The sequence below is a fragment of the Streptomyces sp. H39-C1 genome (assembly GCF_027158125.1).
In the GTDB taxonomy this organism is placed as follows: Bacteria; Actinomycetota; Actinomycetes; order Streptomycetales; family Streptomycetaceae; genus Actinacidiphila; species Actinacidiphila fildesensis.
Genome location: NZ_JAPVLS010000095.1, coordinates 1 through 15,602, shown reverse-complemented (window position 1 = coordinate 15,602; position 15,602 = coordinate 1). Strand labels below are relative to the sequence as shown.

Below are 15,602 nucleotides of genomic sequence, written 5' to 3'. Positions count from 1 at the left end.
GGCGGAGTGACGGAATTCAGTGTTCTTGTCGATACATCTACCTGGCAGCCGGGCTTCGAACGACGGCTCCGCGCCGCGTACGGTGCCGTGGGGTATCCCGAGGAGGCGGCGGAGTTCAGCCTCGGACGGCTGCGCGACGGCATCGCCGAGTGGACCGTCGCCGAGATCCTCTCGGCCGGTACCGGAGTGGGCTTCGTCGCGGTGACGATGGAAGCGGACACCCCCACCGGCCGCATCGGCGACCTCTGGGTCGACGCGGCCCACGCCGGGCAGGGCCATGAACGGGCCGCCAGGACCTGGGCCGAGGGATGGTGCGGGCGGCAGGGCGCGACGCGGGTCGCCGTGCGGCTCGTCGAGCCGGACGTACTCTTCGCCGATTACCCAGTGCGGGGCCAGCTCAGAATGCGCGTCATCGCCGCCGCGGCGACGCCGTTCGACGGGGTCACCGCCCGGCCGATGACACCGGCCGAGTATCCGGGGTGGCTGGCGGCCGAGAACGCGGCCTTCGCCGCCGATATCGTCCGGTCCGGTGCCACGACCCCTGACGAGGCCCGCAAGAAGGCCGACAGGGCTTACACGGAACTGATCCCCGAAGGCCTGGACACCGAGGACCATTCCATCCTGGTCCTGGAGCACGCGGGAGCCCGGATCGGCACCGGGTGGCTGAAGCACCACCACATGCCGGGGGTGACCTTCGGCTTCTCGCTGGAGGTCGACGAGGAACACCGCGGCAAGGGGTACGGCAGGGCCGCGATGGCCGTGGGGGAGCGGGCCACCGTCGAGGCCGGCGACTCCGCCCTGATGTTCAACGTGTTCGGTGGGAACGAGGTGGCGATGAGCCTGTACACCAGCGCGGGCTACCCGGTGGTCGAGGAGACCCGGTCCATCGAACTGCCGACGAGGACCGGCTCCCTGCCGTAACAGTGACCGGACCGGGACCGGATCGGACCTCTTCCCGGCTCCCTTGCGTCAGGCGCAGTAGCGGATCAGCCAGTCGTTGTCGGGGTTGCGGCCGAACTGGGGGTCGTTCGGCGGATCCGACGGGCTCTCCTCGACCATCTGCTCCGGCGCTATGCGCTCGGGAAGCTGCCCGAAGCGGGCGGCCCGCCCCTCGGCCGGGTCTTCGGCGGGACGCTGCCCGTCGAGGCCCTGCCCGTTGGAATGACCCGCTCGTTCATGACGTGCGTTCATGGCGACCCCGGACTCGGCTCGGCACAGATGGGAACCCTCTGGCTCCCACTCCGCCAACGAACCGCCGGCCCCGGAGATTCCCCGGTCCGCCCCTTGCTGACCACCGCCGGAGCGCAGCCGGCACAGCGGGTGGTCGCGGTGCGATCGATGCCGATCCGGCGGAGCACGGACCCGACCCCTAGCACTGTTGGGGGTCAGGACGCAGCTGTTCCGTGAAACAGGTCCGGATCGCGCCGGGTGCCCGTACGGTGACTCGCGTCGACCCTGACCCTGTCGGTACCCCCGCACGATCGTCCCGTAGCTGAGGGAGCCGTCGTGGAAGAGTCCACCCTGCCCGTGTTCTCACCGGATCACACCCGTACCCACGGGGACTGCACCGTGGTGCCGCTTCGCGGCGAGATCGACCTTCTGACCGCCCCCGACCTCACCCGCTTCCTGGACGACCTGACCGAGGGCGTCCACCCTGACCTGCTCATCGATCTGCGGCAGGTGGACTTCCTCGACGGCAGCGGCATAACGACCCTGGTGCGCGCCCGCAGCCGGGCGGTCGCCCGTGACGGCCGGCTCCGACTGCTCTGCACCCACCCGCCGACGCTGCGGATCCTCCGGCTCCCCGAACTCCGGCTGCACTTCGACCTGCTGGAGCACATGCCGGCCCCCGAACCGGCCCCTTAGCCCCCCGGTCAGGTCCTCTCAGATCCGCTCAGGTCCGCTCAGGTCCGCGGACGCCGCGCCGCGAACAGGCCGATCACGCCGACCAAGGCGGTGGGCGCTCCCAGTAGCGTCCACACCGGCACGTGGGTGAAGAGGCCGATGGCGTTGCACACCACCCCGAACAAGATCAACGCCTTCCACCGGCCAAGGGGGTCGCGCGTCTGCTGCTGCGTCATTTCCGCTCCTCACTGAAGAGTGCCGCGCTGTCCCTGCGGCATGGGTCGAACGTAGCCACGGCCGCGCGGCCCCGTCGCGGGTTCGTCCGCGCCGCAACTCACGTCGTGCCAGGTCGGAGTAGGGTCGCCGAGAAAACAGCCGGTCCCCGGTGCGGCCCGCTCCGGGAACACCGGCCGAACAGCCGCTCCGGACGGCAGACTGGGAACCTCGACGCGGCAGTGGGCCCACAGGATTCACATCGGCCGGTGCGGCGCGGGGAGCGGGGGCGGGGGTGGCGGCGGTGACCGGGCGCGGATCCGGGGAGGCACGGGCGGCGTTCGCGGAGGCGCTGGCGCGTCTGCGCCGGGAGTTGCCCGACGTGGCGGACGAGACACTGGCGCGCCGCGCCGGCCGCACGGCGCTGCCGTCGGGGCGCAGGGTCGAGGTCAACGCCCGGCGGCTGGGGGAGTGGCTCGGCGGCCGGTCGGTGCCACGGGACTTCGACGTCGTCGTGGCCGTGGTCCGCGCCGTCGAGACCGCGGTGGCCAGAACCGGGCCGGGACCGGCTCCCCGGCTGTCCATCACGCAGTGGGAACGGCTGTGGCGCGCCGCCTACGAGGAACGCTCCCCTGCCCGGAACGGCGCCGCGGAATCAAGTGCCGGAACGGAACCGGGCCCGGCGGGAGCGGCGCGCGGCCTTGCCGTCGGCCGTCCGCCGAGCGACGCGGCGGCCCTGCGGGAGCGCCCGGACCTGGCCGGCGCGCTGGACTCCGCCATCGAGGAGGGTCAGGTCCGCCAGGTCGTGCTCACCGGGGCGGGCGGGGGTCGGCAAGTCGCAGCTGGCGGCGGCCGCCTTCCACCGCGCCCGGCAGCGCGGCCAGTTGGCGGTCTGGGTTCCCGCGTCGTCCCGTCAGTCGGCACTGACGGCCTGTGCCCGCGCCTGGCGGGTGATGGCCGGCGAGGGTGCCGCCGGCGCCCGGGACGCCGGTGGCGGGGACCGGGGATGGGACGAGGAGGCGGAGGCGGACCTGTTCGTCGGCTGGCTGCGTACGACCACCCGGCCGTGGCTCGTGGTGCTGGACGACGTCGACGACCCGGCGGAACTGGCGGGGATCTGGCCCGTCGGCGACCACGGGACGAGCGTCGTCACCACCCGCCGCCGCGACGCGTCGGTGATCCGGCCGTCCGCCCGGATCATCCGGGTCGGGATGTTCACCCCAGAGGAAGCCGCGGGATGTCTGCGTGCCCGCCTCAGCGCGGCTCCAGGCCCTTCGTCGTCCCCGGCCTCCGACAGCATCACGGGACCGCAGGACGACACCGGAGTGGAGTCCCTCGCCGAGGCGTTGGGCTGCTTCCCGCTGGCGCTGTCCCAGGCGGCGGCGTTCGTCATCGACACAGGCTTGAGCCTCGCGCAGTACCGGCGGCTCCTCGACGACCAGCAGGAGACGCTGGCGGACCTGTTCCCCTCCTCGTCCCCGGCCGACGAACACGGCGGGACGGTGTCCAGCACCTTCCGGCCGGCCCTCGAACGCGCCGAGACGCTGGCCCACCCCGGGACGGTCCGCGCGGCGCTGGAACTGGTGGCGATGCTGGCTCCCGGCGGCATACCCGAGGTGGTGCTGCACACCGGCGCCGCCCGGCGCTGGATCGGCAAGGAGCAGGACCGGCCGCGGGAACGGGACGTCCTCCTCGCGCTGCGCGCCCTGCACCGGCTGAGCCTGGTCACCCACGACAGCGAACGCGGCCCCGCCACGGTCGAGGCGCACGCCCTGGTGCAGCGCGCCGCGCGGGAGACCGTACCTGCCGGTGACCGGCCGGCCCTGGCCGCCGCGGCGGCGGACGCACTGGAAGAGGTCTGGGCGTCGCGGGAGATCCGTCCCGACCTCGCGGCCGCTCTGTACCGCAATGTGGAGGCGCTCCGGCTGACGGCCGGCGACCTGTTCCGGGAGGGCCGGATGCATCCCGTGCTGCGCCGTACCGGTCCCCATCTGACCGGTCTGGGCCGGGCCGCCGCCGCCCGGGACACCTGCTCCGAACTACTGGTCCGGGCACGGGCCCGGCTGGGGGAGGGGCACCGGGACGTCCTGTTCCTCCGCTCGCAGGTCGCCCAGGCCGTCGGTGACCGCGGCAACGCCACCGCCGCCCACGCCGAGCTGACCGCGATCCGGAGCGAGGCCGAACGGAACCTCGGCGCGGCGGATCCCGACACGCTGTCCGTGCGGCTGCACGAAGCCCGCTTCCTGATGGAGTCGGGCGCGGTCGGCGAGGCGTCGGAGGCCTTCACCACCCTCGCCGCCGACGCGGCCCGCGCGCTCGGGCCGGGCGCCGCGCTCACTCTCGACGCCCGCGGCTACGCCGCCATGTGCCGGGGGCTCGCGGGCGACGCGGTCGCCGCGCGTGACGCCTACGCCGCGGTCGCCGAGGACCTGGAGCGGGAACGGGGCCTCGGCGACCCGGCCACCCTCGGTGCCCTCACCGACCTGGGACGGTGGATCGGGGAGGCGGGAGACCCCGACGCGGCGGTCGAGATGCACCTCAAGGCCGTCGACGCCCTGTGCACGGCCGCCGGACCACTCCACCACGACACCCTCGTCGCCCGGCACAACCTCGCCTACTGGCGGGGCCTGGCAGGCAGCCCCGAGCAGGCGGTCGAGGAGTTCGCCGCCGCCGCGCACGACGCGGAACGCGCGCTCGGGGCCGACCATCCGACGACCCTCACCTGCCGCGTCAACCTCGCCTTCTGGAGCGGCCTCACCGGCCGCCCGGCCGACGCCGTGACCGAACTGGCCGGTCTCCAGCCGCTCATCGACCGGATCCTGGGCGCCGACCATCCCCGGGCGCTGCGAACCCGGCAGCAGAGTGCCGAACTGCAGGACAGGGCGGGCGACCGCGCCGGGGCGAGGACCCGTCTGACGACCCTGCTGGCCGACATGACGCGGGTCCAGGGCGCGGAACATCCCCGGACCCGCGAAGTGGCGGAGCTGCTGAAGCACTGGGGCAGCCTCGCCGGCTCCTAGACCGTGCGGAGCCACACCCGTACCCCCACGGACCAGACACCGCTCATCCGGCGGCGGGTCCCAGCCGGGCCAGCGTGTCGAGCAGCTTGGCGCGGCTGACGAAGACCTCCGGCGGCAGCGAGACGTACAGCTGGATCGTGGTCACCCCCGGGATGTGGTACCGCAGAATCCGCTCCCGGCACTCCTCGGGCGATCCGCTGATGAACAGACCGTCCACGACCTCGTCCGGCAGCGACTTCTGGGCGCCCTCGGGATCGCCGGCCTCCCACCGTTCGTGCGACTCCCGCAGCAACTCGCCGTGCCCGAGCCACTCGTGGAACTTGCGGTACGGCTCGCGGTTGAGGATCCACGCAAGGAAGGGGCGGGTGGCGCGGTGGGCGTAGTCGGTGTCCTCGGTGGGGCACACGAACACCTTCACCACCAGCTCCTTGCCGGCCGGCTGCGGCCCGACCGCGTTCAGCACGGTGGGGACGTCCTCGGGGAAGAGCAGATTGGTGATCGCCCCGTCCCCCTCGGTGAACCCCAGCCGCAGCATGCCAGGACGCAGCGCGCCCAGGATGACCTTGACCGGGGCGGCCGGCGGGTGCGGCAGCTGGAAACCGGTGATGGAGAAGGTGTCGAAGTCCCCGGAGACGTGTTCGCCGCGCAGCGCACGGGTGACGAACCGCAGGACGTCCCGGGTGCGTTTGAACGGTTCGTCGAACGGGATGCCGTTGATGTCCGTGACATGGGCCGGTACGGAGGCGCCGATCCCCAGGAGCACCCGTCCGGGGGCGAGTTGGGCGAGGGTCGCGGCGGTCTGGGCGAGTACCGCGGGACCGCGGGTGTGCACCGGGACGATGCCGGTGCCGATGCGCAGCGACGAGGACCAGGCGGCTGCCGCGGCCAGCGGGGTGAAGGCGTCGGTCCCGCCGCCCTCGGCGCTCCAGACGTCGGTGTAGCCGAGGTCCGGGAGCCGTTCGACGATGAAGCGGTGCCGGTCGATGGTGAGCCCCGGCAGCGGCAGGGTGATGCCCCACCGCGGTGGGGCCGCCGCGAGGCGCGGAGGCAGGTCGTGCGGGGCGGTCATGGGGGCGACGGTCCTCTCGTGGCGGGTGAACGGCGGGAAGCGCCGGGCTACTTGCGGACCCAGACCGTCGTCAGGTCCAGGAACCATGACTGCGGCTGCACCAGACCGCGGACCTTGGGTGACAGCGCCCGCGGATTGCGGTCGTTCACCACGAAGAGCCACGGCGCGTCCTTGGTCACCAGATCCAGCGCCTGCCGGTAGTCGGCCCGCCGCTTGGCCTGGTCCGTCGAGGCCGACGCGGACGCGAGCAGGGTGTCCACCCGCGCGTTGGTGTAGTGGCCCGTCCAGAAGGGGCTCTTGCTGCCGATGAAGAGCGGCAGCAGCGCCTCGGACTGGAACAGGGTGGTGGACTGCGCGATCGCGTCCGAGCCGAGCGCGACCTGGCCCTTGGCCTCGGCGCTGATCAGGGTCGACCAGTCGGTGGTGCGGAGCTGCACCTTGATGCCGACGGCGGCGAGGTCGTGCTGGATCGCCTCGCTGATCGGCACCGGCAGCAGGTTGCCCGAGCCGCCGGTCGGAACGGTGACGGTGGTGCTGAAGCCGCCCGCCTTGCCCGCCTCGGCCAGCAACTGCCTGGCCTTGGCCGGGTCGTAGGAGTACGCGTCGCCGGCCGGGTCGAAGGCGAAGGTGGCCCGGGGCGCGGCCTGGTAGGCCGGGTCGGCGGTACCGTGCAGCAGCTTGCCGGCGATCGCCTTGCGGTCGATGGCGAAGTTGGCCGCCTGCCGGACCCGCGGGTCGTTCCACGGTGCTCTCGACGTGTCCAGGATCCAGTACCACAGGTGGTCGTAGCTGTTGGTGACGAGCTGCACCCCGTCGGCCTTGAGGCTGTCGATGTCGTCGGGGTTGGGGTACTCGATCCAGTTGACGCCGCCGGAGCGCAGCGCCGCGGTACGGGCGGCGACGTCCGGGAGCGACTTGATCACCAGCCGGTCGAGCTTCGGCGCACCGCGCCAGTACCCCTTGTAGGCGACCAGGTCGATCTCCTGCCCGGCGGTCTGGGAGCTGAACGCGAAGGGCCCGGTGCCGACCGGGTGCTGCCCGAAGTCGGCCGTTCCGTACTTCCGTACGGCGGTGGGGCTCGCGATCAGGACATGGGCGAGGTCCTCGGGGAAGTGTCCGTTGGGCGCGGTGGTGACCAGTTCGACGTGGTCGGCGTCGACCTTGCGGTACGTGGCGATGTCCCCGGCGTACTCCTGCGCGGCGGCGCCGAGCGCGTCGGTGCACTGCGCGTTGTGCTTGTCGAGGTACCGGTCGAGGTTGAAGACGACCGAGTCGGCGTCGAAGGGGGTGCCGTCCTGGAACTTCACGCCCTTGCGCAGGGTGAAGGTCCAGGTCCTGGCATCGGCCGCGACCTTCCAGGACTCCGCGAGCGCGCCGGTGATCTCCGGGGGCGCGTCGGTCCTGGACAGGTCGTAACGGGTGAGGCCCTCGTACAGCTGGAAGCCGACCAGGCGCTTGCCCTCGAATCCGGCGCCGCCGATGACGGTGTCGGGGTTGGGCAGCTTGCCGGTCGCGCCGATGACGAGTGTGCCGCCCCGGCCGTTGGTGTCGGAGGCACCCGGACCGTCCGAACCCGTCGTGGTGGCCGCCGATCCGCAGCCGGCAGCCGCGAGCAGCAGTCCCGCGGTCAGCAGGGCCCCGGTTCTGCGCCGGAAGCGTGGCGTGGCGTGGTGGTGCGTCATCGTGAGTCCTCGGGGTCGGTGGAGATGTCGGTGTCGACGGGTACAAGGAAATGGATCGGGCGGGGGCGGCCCGAACGGTCAGGGGAGATCGGCCGGTTCGTCGCCTGCGGCGGCGAGCAGAGCGCGGGTGTAGGGATGGCGGGGCGCCCGCCACAGGTCGGCGACCGGCCCCTCCTCCACCACCTGTCCGTGCCGTAGGACCAGCACCCGGTCGGCGAGGTGCCGGACGACCGCGAGGTCGTGGGAGATGAACAGACACCCGATACCGGTGCGGTCCTGGAGCTCCACCAGCAGGTCCAGGACCTGTGCCTGAACGGTGCGGTCCAGCGCCGAGGTGGGCTCGTCACAGACCAGCAGCTCCGGGCCGGGGGCCAGGGCGCGCGCGATGGCCACCCTCTGCAGCTGACCGCCGGACAGTTCGCGCGGGTACCGCCGGGCCAGCCCCGGGTCGAGCCCGACCTGCTGGAAGAGGGCGGCCACCGCCTGCGGCCGGTCCCGTCGCGGGACGCCGTGCAGGCCCAGCGGGAACGCCACCGCCTCCCCGGCCCGCAGGCCGGGGTTGAGCGAGCCGCCGGGATTCTGCGGAACGAACTGCAGCCGTCCGCGTACCGCACGTGCGCTCCGGCCGCGGAGCCGGTGGGGGTCGTGGCCGGCGAAGCGGACCGAACCGGTGTCGGGGGCGAGCAGCCCCAGCGCCAGTCGGGCGAGGGTGGACTTGCCCGAGCCGGACTCGCCGACCAGGCCGACCGTCTCGCCGCGCCCGACGCCCAGACGGACCCCTCCCAGCGCGAGCCGCCCGCCCGGGTAGCGCTTGGTGACGTCGGTGAGATGAAGCAGGGGAGTGTCCTCGTGGCCGGTCCCCGCGCTGACGCTCATCGGCGTGCCCCCGCCCGGGCCGCGACGAGTTCGGCGGTGAAGGAGTGCGCCGGCCGGGAGAGCACCTGGCCGGCGGGGCCGGACTCGACGATGCGCCCGGCGCGCATCACCGCCACCTGTCCGCCCACCCGCCGGGCCACCGACAGGTCGTGGGTGACCAGCAGTACCGCGATACCGTGCCTGCTGCGCAGACTGCCGAACAGATCCAGGATCTGCGATCGGACCAGCGCGTCGAGCGCGGTGGTCGGCTCATCGGCGATCAGCAGTTCGGGCTCGCAGGCGACCGCGAGAGCGATGGCCGCACGCTGGCGCAGCCCGCCGGAGAGCTCATGCGGAAAGCTGCGCGCGATGCGCTCCGGCTCCGGGATCCCCGCCGTGGTCAGCAGCCCGGGTACGGCGTCCCGGGCCGCGCGGCGGGTGGTGACCACGCGGTGCCGGCGCAGGACTTCGGTGATCTGCGGACCGATGCGGCGCAGCGGATCGAGCGAACCGGTGGGATCCTGCGGCACATAGCCGATCCGGCTGCCCCGCACCCGGGAGAACTCCCGCTCGGTCAGCGCGCGCAGATCGGTCCCGCCGAGTCGTATCCGGCCGGTGACCCGGGCGTTCCGGCCGGGCAGCCCGAGCACGGTCCTGGCGAGTGTGGTCTTGCCGCTGCCCGACTCACCGAGCAGCACCAGCGCACCGCCCGGTTCGACGGAGAGCGACACGGCGTCCACGGCGTGCACGGGGGAGTCCCGGCCCGGGTGGTCGACGGACAACTCCTCGACGAGCAGCCCGGGTCGGCCGGTCGCCAGCGGCGCGTGCGGGGTCATCGGACCGCCTCCGCGGCGAGGTCACCCGTGTCGCCGATGCGGCGCCGCAGGGCCTCGCCGAGGGTGTTGCAGACCACCGAGACGATGAGGATGGTGAGCGCGGGAAGGACGGCGACACCGGGGTGGGTCAGCAGGCTGGGACGCAAGTCATCCAGCATCGCTCCCCATTCGGCGGTGGGTGGCGGGACGCCGAGGCCGAGGAAGGAGAGCCCGGCCGCGTACACCACGGACAGCCCGATCAGGGACGAGGCGTAGGCCAGGATCACCGGCGCGACGACCGGCAGGACCTGGCGTACGGCGACGAGCGTGCGGCCGGCTCCGCTGACCCTGGCCGCCTCCAGGTATTCGGCGGTGCGGATCCGCGCCACCTCGGTATGGGCGACCCGGGCCACCGCCGGGGTGAGCACCACCGACAGCGAGAGCACGGTCGCGCCGAGGCCCGCCGGCATCAGGGTGGCGATGGTCATCGCCAGCAGGATGCCCGGGAAGGCGTACAGCACGTCGAGCGACCGCAGCAGCGCCTGTTCGGTGACCCGGCCGCCGAGCCCGGCGGCGATGCCCAGCGCGGTGCCTGCCGTCGCGGCGATCGCCACCGGGACGAACCCGCCGATCAGGGAGGGGCGGGCGGCCCAGACGAGCCGGCTGAGCACGTCGCGGCCCTGCCCGTCGGTCCCCAGGAGATGGCCGGGGCTGCCGGGGTCGAGCAGGCGCACCCGCAGTGATCCGGCGACCGGGTCGTACGGGGCGATCAGCGGTGCGGCGACGGCCACCAGGAGCAGCAGCGCGGCGAGTGCGGCGGGCAGCAGCAGCCCGGCGTCACGTCGCAGTGCGGCGGCCCGCAGGGCTCGGAAGGGGAGCCGCCCTCGGGCGGAGGTACCGGTACGGAGCACGGTCATCGGGGGCTCCGGACGCGCGGGTCGATCCAGGCGTGGGCGGTGTCGACCAGGATGTTGACGCCGACGAAGGCCACCGCGACCACCAGGACGCCGCCCTGGATGAGGGGCAGGTCGCGTGCGGTGAGGGCGTCGTAGAGCAGATGTCCGAGGCCGGGCCAGGCGAAGAGCGTCTCCACGAAGACCACGCCCTCCAGCAGATAGGCCAGTTGGAGGCCGCCGATGGTGAGCAGCGCGGGGGAGGCGTTGTGCACGCAGTGCCGCAGCACGGCCGTACGGCTCAGCCCGCGGGCCCGCAGACTGTCGGCGAGATCCCCCGCGAGGACCGAACCGAGCGCGGCCCGGAACACCTTGGCGGTGAGGCCGAGCGGCACCAGGGCGGCCGCCACGGCGGGCAGGATCAGATGGCGCAGCAGGTCCGGCAGGCCGCCGTCGCCGAAGACGTCATGCGTACCGCCGGCCGGCAGGCAGCCGAGCCGCACCGCGAAGACGGCGATCAGCAGCAGCGCCACCGAGTACTGCGGGGCGGAGACCGACACGGTGCTCAGCGCGCCCGACACCCTGCCGAGCGGACCGCGGGGCCGCAGGGCGCCGACGGCACCGAGCACGATTCCGCCGACGAGGACCAGCGTGAACGCCGCAGCCGACAGGATCAGGGTCTGGCCCATTGCCGGCAGCAGCAGTTGGTCGACGGGGCGCTGGCCGGCGATCGACGTGCCGAGGTCGCCGTGCAGCGCGTGTGTCAGCCAGTCGGCGTACTGCACGGGCAGCGGCCGGTCCAGGCCGAGACGGTCGGTCAGCTCCTGGTGCGCCTGCGGCGGAGCCCCGGGGCCCAGGAACGCGCTGACCGGGTCGCCGGGCACCAGGGCCACGGTGGCGAAGACCACCAGCGTCACACCGACGAGGGTGGGCACCGCGAGCAGCAGCCGCCGGATCAGGAACCGTCTCATGCGGGCACCGGCCGGAGCGGGGCGCCCGGCGGCCGGGCGACGGGGAGACGGGCAGGGGCTGGCATGAGCGTGGTCCTTCCAGGGCCGGTCACTCCGGCCGATGGGAAGAAGGTGGCTCAGCCGGCCGGGCGGCAGCCAGCCAGGCGTTCATGCGGTTACCTGTGGTCATAGGATCCGGGGTGCGGATCAGCACGCTGCCCCGCGGCACGGGTCGTGGACCGACCTTGACCCGTACTCGCGTACGGAATTACCCTGCGCGCATGGCTATCCGGCGCACCGACTTCACCTTGGTCGGCATCTGCGGCTCGTGGCACCGCAGGTGCTTCGACGAGACATGTCGCCCCGGCGCCCGGCGCTGACCGCCCAGCCCCTGGCTGCCCGGCAGCGCCCCTCCTCCAGCAGCGGCCAGCCGCCCCTCTGATGATCCGTCAGTGACGTTCCCGGGACCACGGAACCGTCATGGAACAGGGCGGAACCCGCGTCCTATCGCCGCGTCGTCCCGCCAGGGACCGGCTCCGTCACCTCCGAGGGGACCGCACCGCCATGCCGCACGACATCCGCGACCTGACCCGTCGACCAGCCGGCCGGGCCGGACAGCCCGCCCGTACCGTCAACCCGCCACGCCGGTCCGGAGGTTCCCGATGGGAACGCTGACCGAACTCGCCGACCCGTGCTCCGGACGCAACCGGCGGCAGTCCGGGCGGCGGGGCCCGTCCGCCCCGGCCCGGCCGGCCACGACGGACGCGCTGCACATCGAGATCGACAATCCGCTGGACCTCATCGCCGGACACCAACTGCTGGCCGAGCCCGACGCGTTCTCCGCCGGCGGCGGTCCGGTACGCCGCCCCGCCGCCGAACCGGCCTGCTCCTGCGGGCATCCGCTGTGCACCGTGGCCGCGGACCGGGCCTCCGACACCACCCGGGTGTTCCTGGTGGAGCGGCACCCGGTGGCCAGCGCCGGACTGCGCAGCGTCCTGGCCAGCGTGCCGGGGATGACCGTGGTGGGCAGCAGCACCGGTGACCCGCTGCGCGCCGTGGAGGGCGTGCGACGAGTACAGCCCGACGTCATCCTGCTGGGCGGCGGCGCGACACTCGCTGACGACCTCGCCGCCGTGGTCGAACTGCGCGGCGCCGACGGGGCGCCCGACGCGCGGGTGCTGCTGCTGCGCCGGGCGGAGAGCACGGCGGAGGCCAGCCGGATGCTGCTGACCGGGGCGAACGGCTGCTTCCCGCTGGACCTGCCGGAGGACCGCATCATCAGCGCGGTGGCGACCGCCGCCGCGGGCGGCGCGGTCTTCCTGCCCGCCCCGCCGTCGGCCCGGGTGCACCTGGCCAGCCTGGCCGGGCACGCCGCTGAGTCACCGCCGCAGCACTGCGGACTGACGGACCGGGAGCACGACGTGCTCTCCCAGCTGGCCCGGGGCCTGGGCAATGCCGAGATCGGGCGCGAGCTCGCGCTGGCCGAGGCCACTGTCAAGAAGCACCTGACCCAGGCGATGCGCAAGATCGGCCAGTCCGACCGGCTGCGTGCGGCGCTCTACGCGCACCGGCACGGCCTGGCCGGCTGATCGACTGCCGCCGCTCCGGTACCGGAGCGGCGGCCGTACCACTGCCGAAGGCGGGCACCCGTGCGGGGTGCCCGCCTTCGGCATGTCCGGGCCCGGCCGGAGCGGGGCGACCTTAGGAGCAGCCGTGGGCTCCGTAGGTCGCCCCGGCCCGCTCCGTTCGGGGCTTCTGGCCACGGGGTGCCGCTCCGTAGCGTTGCCGACGACCGAGACCGCCGCGACCCGCACCCCGGGTCCGCATCCCGGGTCCGTACCCCCCGACCCGCGACGGCCGCACAGCCCGGGGTCCCGGGTCCCGCACGACCCGTCCCCGTAGAACCTGTAGAAGGAGACCCTGATGAGCGATGTGCCCGAGGCAGCCATCGCACGGACCGGACCCCAGGAACCCACTCCACGCGGCGCGGGCGCCGGGACCGTCCCCGGACCGCGCACCGCGGTACTGGGGGAGTCGCGCTCCGCGGACGGCAGCACGCTCCCGGCGGCCGGCGGCCCGTACGACCTCCCCTACCCGGCCCCGTACCGCCCCGCGTACCGGTCGATGCCCGAGGACGAGCGCTCGGCCCTGTGGCGCCAGCGCCTGCACGAGGCCGAGGCCGGACTCACCTCGTTCCTGGCGGCGCGCGGCGACCATCTCCATCTGACCGACTGGTTCGCGCTGCAGGCCGAACTCTTCGCCGATCTGCCCGATGCGCGGGACACCGACTCGGCAGCCTGGCAACGGGTGTTCTTCCGCGGCCAGGCCCTGATGGAGCGATTCCTCGTCACCCGGTACGGCGAGGAGTCGCTCGCCGGGTGGGCCGGTGCCAACGCCGAGGTGCACCGCACGGTCGAGCCCGACCACGGACGGGGCGCCGCCGACCCGATCCACCGCATCGCCCGGCAGGCCGAACTCTATGGTTCCGACTACGAGTTCGACTCCGACGCACCCGAAGGCCCCGACCACGCGGCGCTGACCATCACCCACTGCGCGATCTGGGACTACCGCGAGCGGGCCCGCCGCAGTGGAGTGCGCCTCACGCTGGCCTCGCCGTGCACCTACTGCACGGAGGCGCTGTCCGCCAACATCCGGGCCAAGGGCTACCGTCCCTCGCACCGGCTGCGCAGCGGACCCACCGGGCACGGCTGCCGCTGGGAGGCCGACGCCCCGGCCGGCGACGTCACCCTCCCCGTCAACGCGCGGGAGGCGTGATGTGCGGGATCACGGGATGGGTCGACTGGGAGACCGACCTGCGTACCAGGGAGCGGACCGTGCGGGCCATGACCGAGACCCTGGCGTGCCGGGGACCGGACGCCGACGGTGTCTGGCTCTCCAAGTACGCCGCACTCGGGCACCGCAGGCTCTCGGTGATCGATCTCGACGGCGGTGTGCAGCCGCTGCGGGACCTCCCCCTTCCGCGCGCCGTCATCAGCTACAACGGCGAGCTCTACAACTACCGCGAGCTGCGCGCCGAACTGCGGGCCCTCGGGCACGAGTTCCGCACCGCGTCGGACACCGAGGTCGTGCTGCGGGCGCACGTGCAGTGGGGTGACCAGGCACCCCGCAGGTTCAACGGCATCTTCGCGTACGCGCTGTGGGACACCCGCCGCGAGGAACTGCTGCTGGTCCGCGACCACCTGGGGATCAAGCCGCTGTACTGGCACGCCCACCGCAGCGGGGTGCTGTTCGGCTCCGAGCCCAAGGCCGTCCTGGCCAACCCGCTCTTCCGGGCCGAACTGGACGCCGAGGGCATCGCCGAACTCTTCGCCCTCCCGGCCGCGCCGACGGCGGGCCACGGACTCTTCCGCGGTCTGCACGAAGTGCGCCCCGGCACCGTGGTGACGGTCGGCAGGTCCGCGACCCGGCAGTCGGCCTACTGGGCGCTGGAGTCACAGCCGCACACCGACGACCCGGCGACCACCCGGGAGACGGTCCGCGCGCTCCTCGCCGACAGCGTCGAGCGCCAGCTGCTCAGTGACGTCCCGCTGTGCACCCTGCTGTCGGGAGGCGTGGACTCCAGCGCCATCACCGCGCTGGCCGCTGGCGCCCGCGAACGGGCCGGCCAGGGCAAGGTCACCAGCTTCTCGGTGGACTTCCCCGGCAGCGAGGAACGCACCCCGGACGCCTGGCGCACCACCCTGGACGCCCCGTACGTCCAGGCCGCCGCCGAGCACATCGGCACCCGGCACACCTCCGTCGTGGTCCCCGACGACGACATGCTCGACGCCCGCGACGCCGTCCTGCGCGCCCGGGACCGGCCCGGCTGGGGGGAGATGGACGCCTCGCTGCACCTGCTGTTCCGCGAGGTGCGGCGGCACTCCACGGTGGCGCTCTCCGGCGAGGCCGCCGACGAGATCTTCGGCGGCTACCCCTACTTCCACGACGCGCGGGCGCTCGCCGCCGACACCTTCCCCTGGCTGCACGGCCGCACCACCCCGGCCGCGCTGCTGCGCCCCGAGGTCCGCGCCGAGGTACGCCCCGACGAGTACACCGCCGAGGCGTACCGGCGGTCGCTGGCCGAAGTGCCGCGGCTGGACGGCGAGACCGGACCGGACCGGCGGCTGCGGGAGGTCTTCCATCTCGCGCTGACCCGCTGGCTCCCGCCGCTGCTGGACCGGGTGGACCGGGTGAGCATGTCGGTGGGCCTGGAGGTGCGGGTGCCGTTCTGCGACCACCGGCTGGTGGAGTCCCTGTGGA

Annotated in this window: 15 protein-coding genes; 6 read left to right on the top strand and 9 right to left on the bottom strand. The window is 73.5% G+C overall.

The window, feature by feature from the left end; genetic code table 11:
- Nucleotides 1–6 precede the first annotated feature (6 nt).
- Complete coding sequence (locus tag O3W51_RS39605) at nucleotides 7–921, top strand: GNAT family N-acetyltransferase (protein ID WP_138353468.1); 915 nt, start codon at nucleotides 7–9, stop codon at nucleotides 919–921.
- Nucleotides 922–969: 48 nt separating this feature from the next.
- On the opposite strand, the gene O3W51_RS39600 is transcribed toward O3W51_RS39605, so the two are convergent.
- A complete protein-coding gene (locus O3W51_RS39600) occupies nucleotides 970–1,191 on the bottom strand; it encodes a hypothetical protein (protein ID WP_138353469.1) in 222 nt (73 codons plus the stop codon).
- A 315-nt stretch (nucleotides 1,192–1,506) separates the two neighbouring features.
- Here O3W51_RS39600 and O3W51_RS39595 point away from each other — a divergent pair, with 315 nt between their 5' ends.
- Entirely contained in the window at nucleotides 1,507–1,866 is a 360-nt protein-coding gene (locus tag O3W51_RS39595; protein ID WP_244808976.1) for an STAS domain-containing protein, read from the top strand.
- Nucleotides 1,867–1,904: 38 nt separating this feature from the next.
- Here O3W51_RS39595 and O3W51_RS39590 read toward each other — a convergent pair whose 3' ends face one another.
- Nucleotides 1,905–2,081, bottom strand: coding sequence for a hypothetical protein (locus tag O3W51_RS39590; RefSeq protein WP_198359124.1), 177 nt, complete (start codon nucleotides 2,079–2,081; stop codon nucleotides 1,905–1,907).
- 632 nt (nucleotides 2,082–2,713) lie between these two features.
- Complete coding sequence (locus O3W51_RS39585; RefSeq protein WP_198359123.1) at nucleotides 2,714–2,893, bottom strand: hypothetical protein; 180 nt, start codon at nucleotides 2,891–2,893, stop codon at nucleotides 2,714–2,716.
- Between the two features lie 49 nt (nucleotides 2,894–2,942).
- Here O3W51_RS39585 and O3W51_RS39580 point away from each other — a divergent pair, with 49 nt between their 5' ends.
- The gene (locus O3W51_RS39580; protein WP_138353470.1) at nucleotides 2,943–5,078 is read left to right on the top strand and encodes a tetratricopeptide repeat protein; all 2,136 of its coding nucleotides are present in this window, start codon (nucleotides 2,943–2,945) and stop codon (nucleotides 5,076–5,078) included.
- Between the two features lie 43 nt (nucleotides 5,079–5,121).
- On the opposite strand, the gene O3W51_RS39575 is transcribed toward O3W51_RS39580, so the two are convergent.
- The 6 genes from O3W51_RS39575 to O3W51_RS39550 all read right to left on the bottom strand — a co-directional run bounded on the left by O3W51_RS39575 (nucleotide 5,122) and on the right by O3W51_RS39550 (nucleotide 11,363).
- Entirely contained in the window at nucleotides 5,122–6,147 is a 1,026-nt protein-coding gene (locus O3W51_RS39575) for an LLM class F420-dependent oxidoreductase (RefSeq protein ID WP_138353471.1), read from the bottom strand.
- 47 nt (nucleotides 6,148–6,194) lie between these two features.
- Entirely contained in the window at nucleotides 6,195–7,829 is a 1,635-nt protein-coding gene (locus tag O3W51_RS39570) for an ABC transporter substrate-binding protein (RefSeq protein WP_138353472.1), read from the bottom strand.
- Nucleotides 7,830–7,907: 78 nt separating this feature from the next.
- A complete protein-coding gene (locus O3W51_RS39565) occupies nucleotides 7,908–8,705 on the bottom strand; it encodes an ABC transporter ATP-binding protein (RefSeq protein WP_269288687.1) in 798 nt (265 codons plus the stop codon).
- Entirely contained in the window at nucleotides 8,702–9,520 is an 819-nt protein-coding gene (locus O3W51_RS39560) for an ABC transporter ATP-binding protein (RefSeq protein ID WP_198359121.1), read from the bottom strand. Before O3W51_RS39560 ends, O3W51_RS39565 begins: the two co-directional genes overlap by 4 nt.
- A complete protein-coding gene (locus tag O3W51_RS39555) occupies nucleotides 9,517–10,416 on the bottom strand; it encodes an ABC transporter permease (protein WP_138353473.1) in 900 nt (299 codons plus the stop codon). The genes O3W51_RS39560 and O3W51_RS39555 overlap by 4 nt, the downstream gene beginning before the upstream one ends.
- Nucleotides 10,413–11,363 (bottom strand): ABC transporter permease, encoded by a 951-nt coding sequence (locus tag O3W51_RS39550; RefSeq protein WP_198359120.1) that lies wholly within the window; start codon nucleotides 11,361–11,363, stop codon nucleotides 10,413–10,415. Before O3W51_RS39550 ends, O3W51_RS39555 begins: the two co-directional genes overlap by 4 nt.
- Before the next feature lie 641 nt (nucleotides 11,364–12,004).
- On the opposite strand from O3W51_RS39550, the gene O3W51_RS39545 reads away from it, so the two are divergent.
- From O3W51_RS39545 to asnB, 3 genes are all read left to right on the top strand, one after another.
- Complete coding sequence (locus O3W51_RS39545) at nucleotides 12,005–12,931, top strand: response regulator transcription factor (protein ID WP_198359119.1); 927 nt, start codon at nucleotides 12,005–12,007, stop codon at nucleotides 12,929–12,931.
- A 334-nt stretch (nucleotides 12,932–13,265) separates the two neighbouring features.
- A complete protein-coding gene (locus tag O3W51_RS39540) occupies nucleotides 13,266–14,117 on the top strand; it encodes a hypothetical protein (protein WP_138353476.1) in 852 nt (283 codons plus the stop codon).
- Nucleotides 14,117–15,602, top strand: a 1,486-nt coding sequence (gene asnB, locus O3W51_RS39535; protein ID WP_269288686.1) for an asparagine synthase (glutamine-hydrolyzing), incomplete at its 3' end; no start/stop codon positions are given. The genes O3W51_RS39540 and asnB, both read left to right, overlap by 1 nt.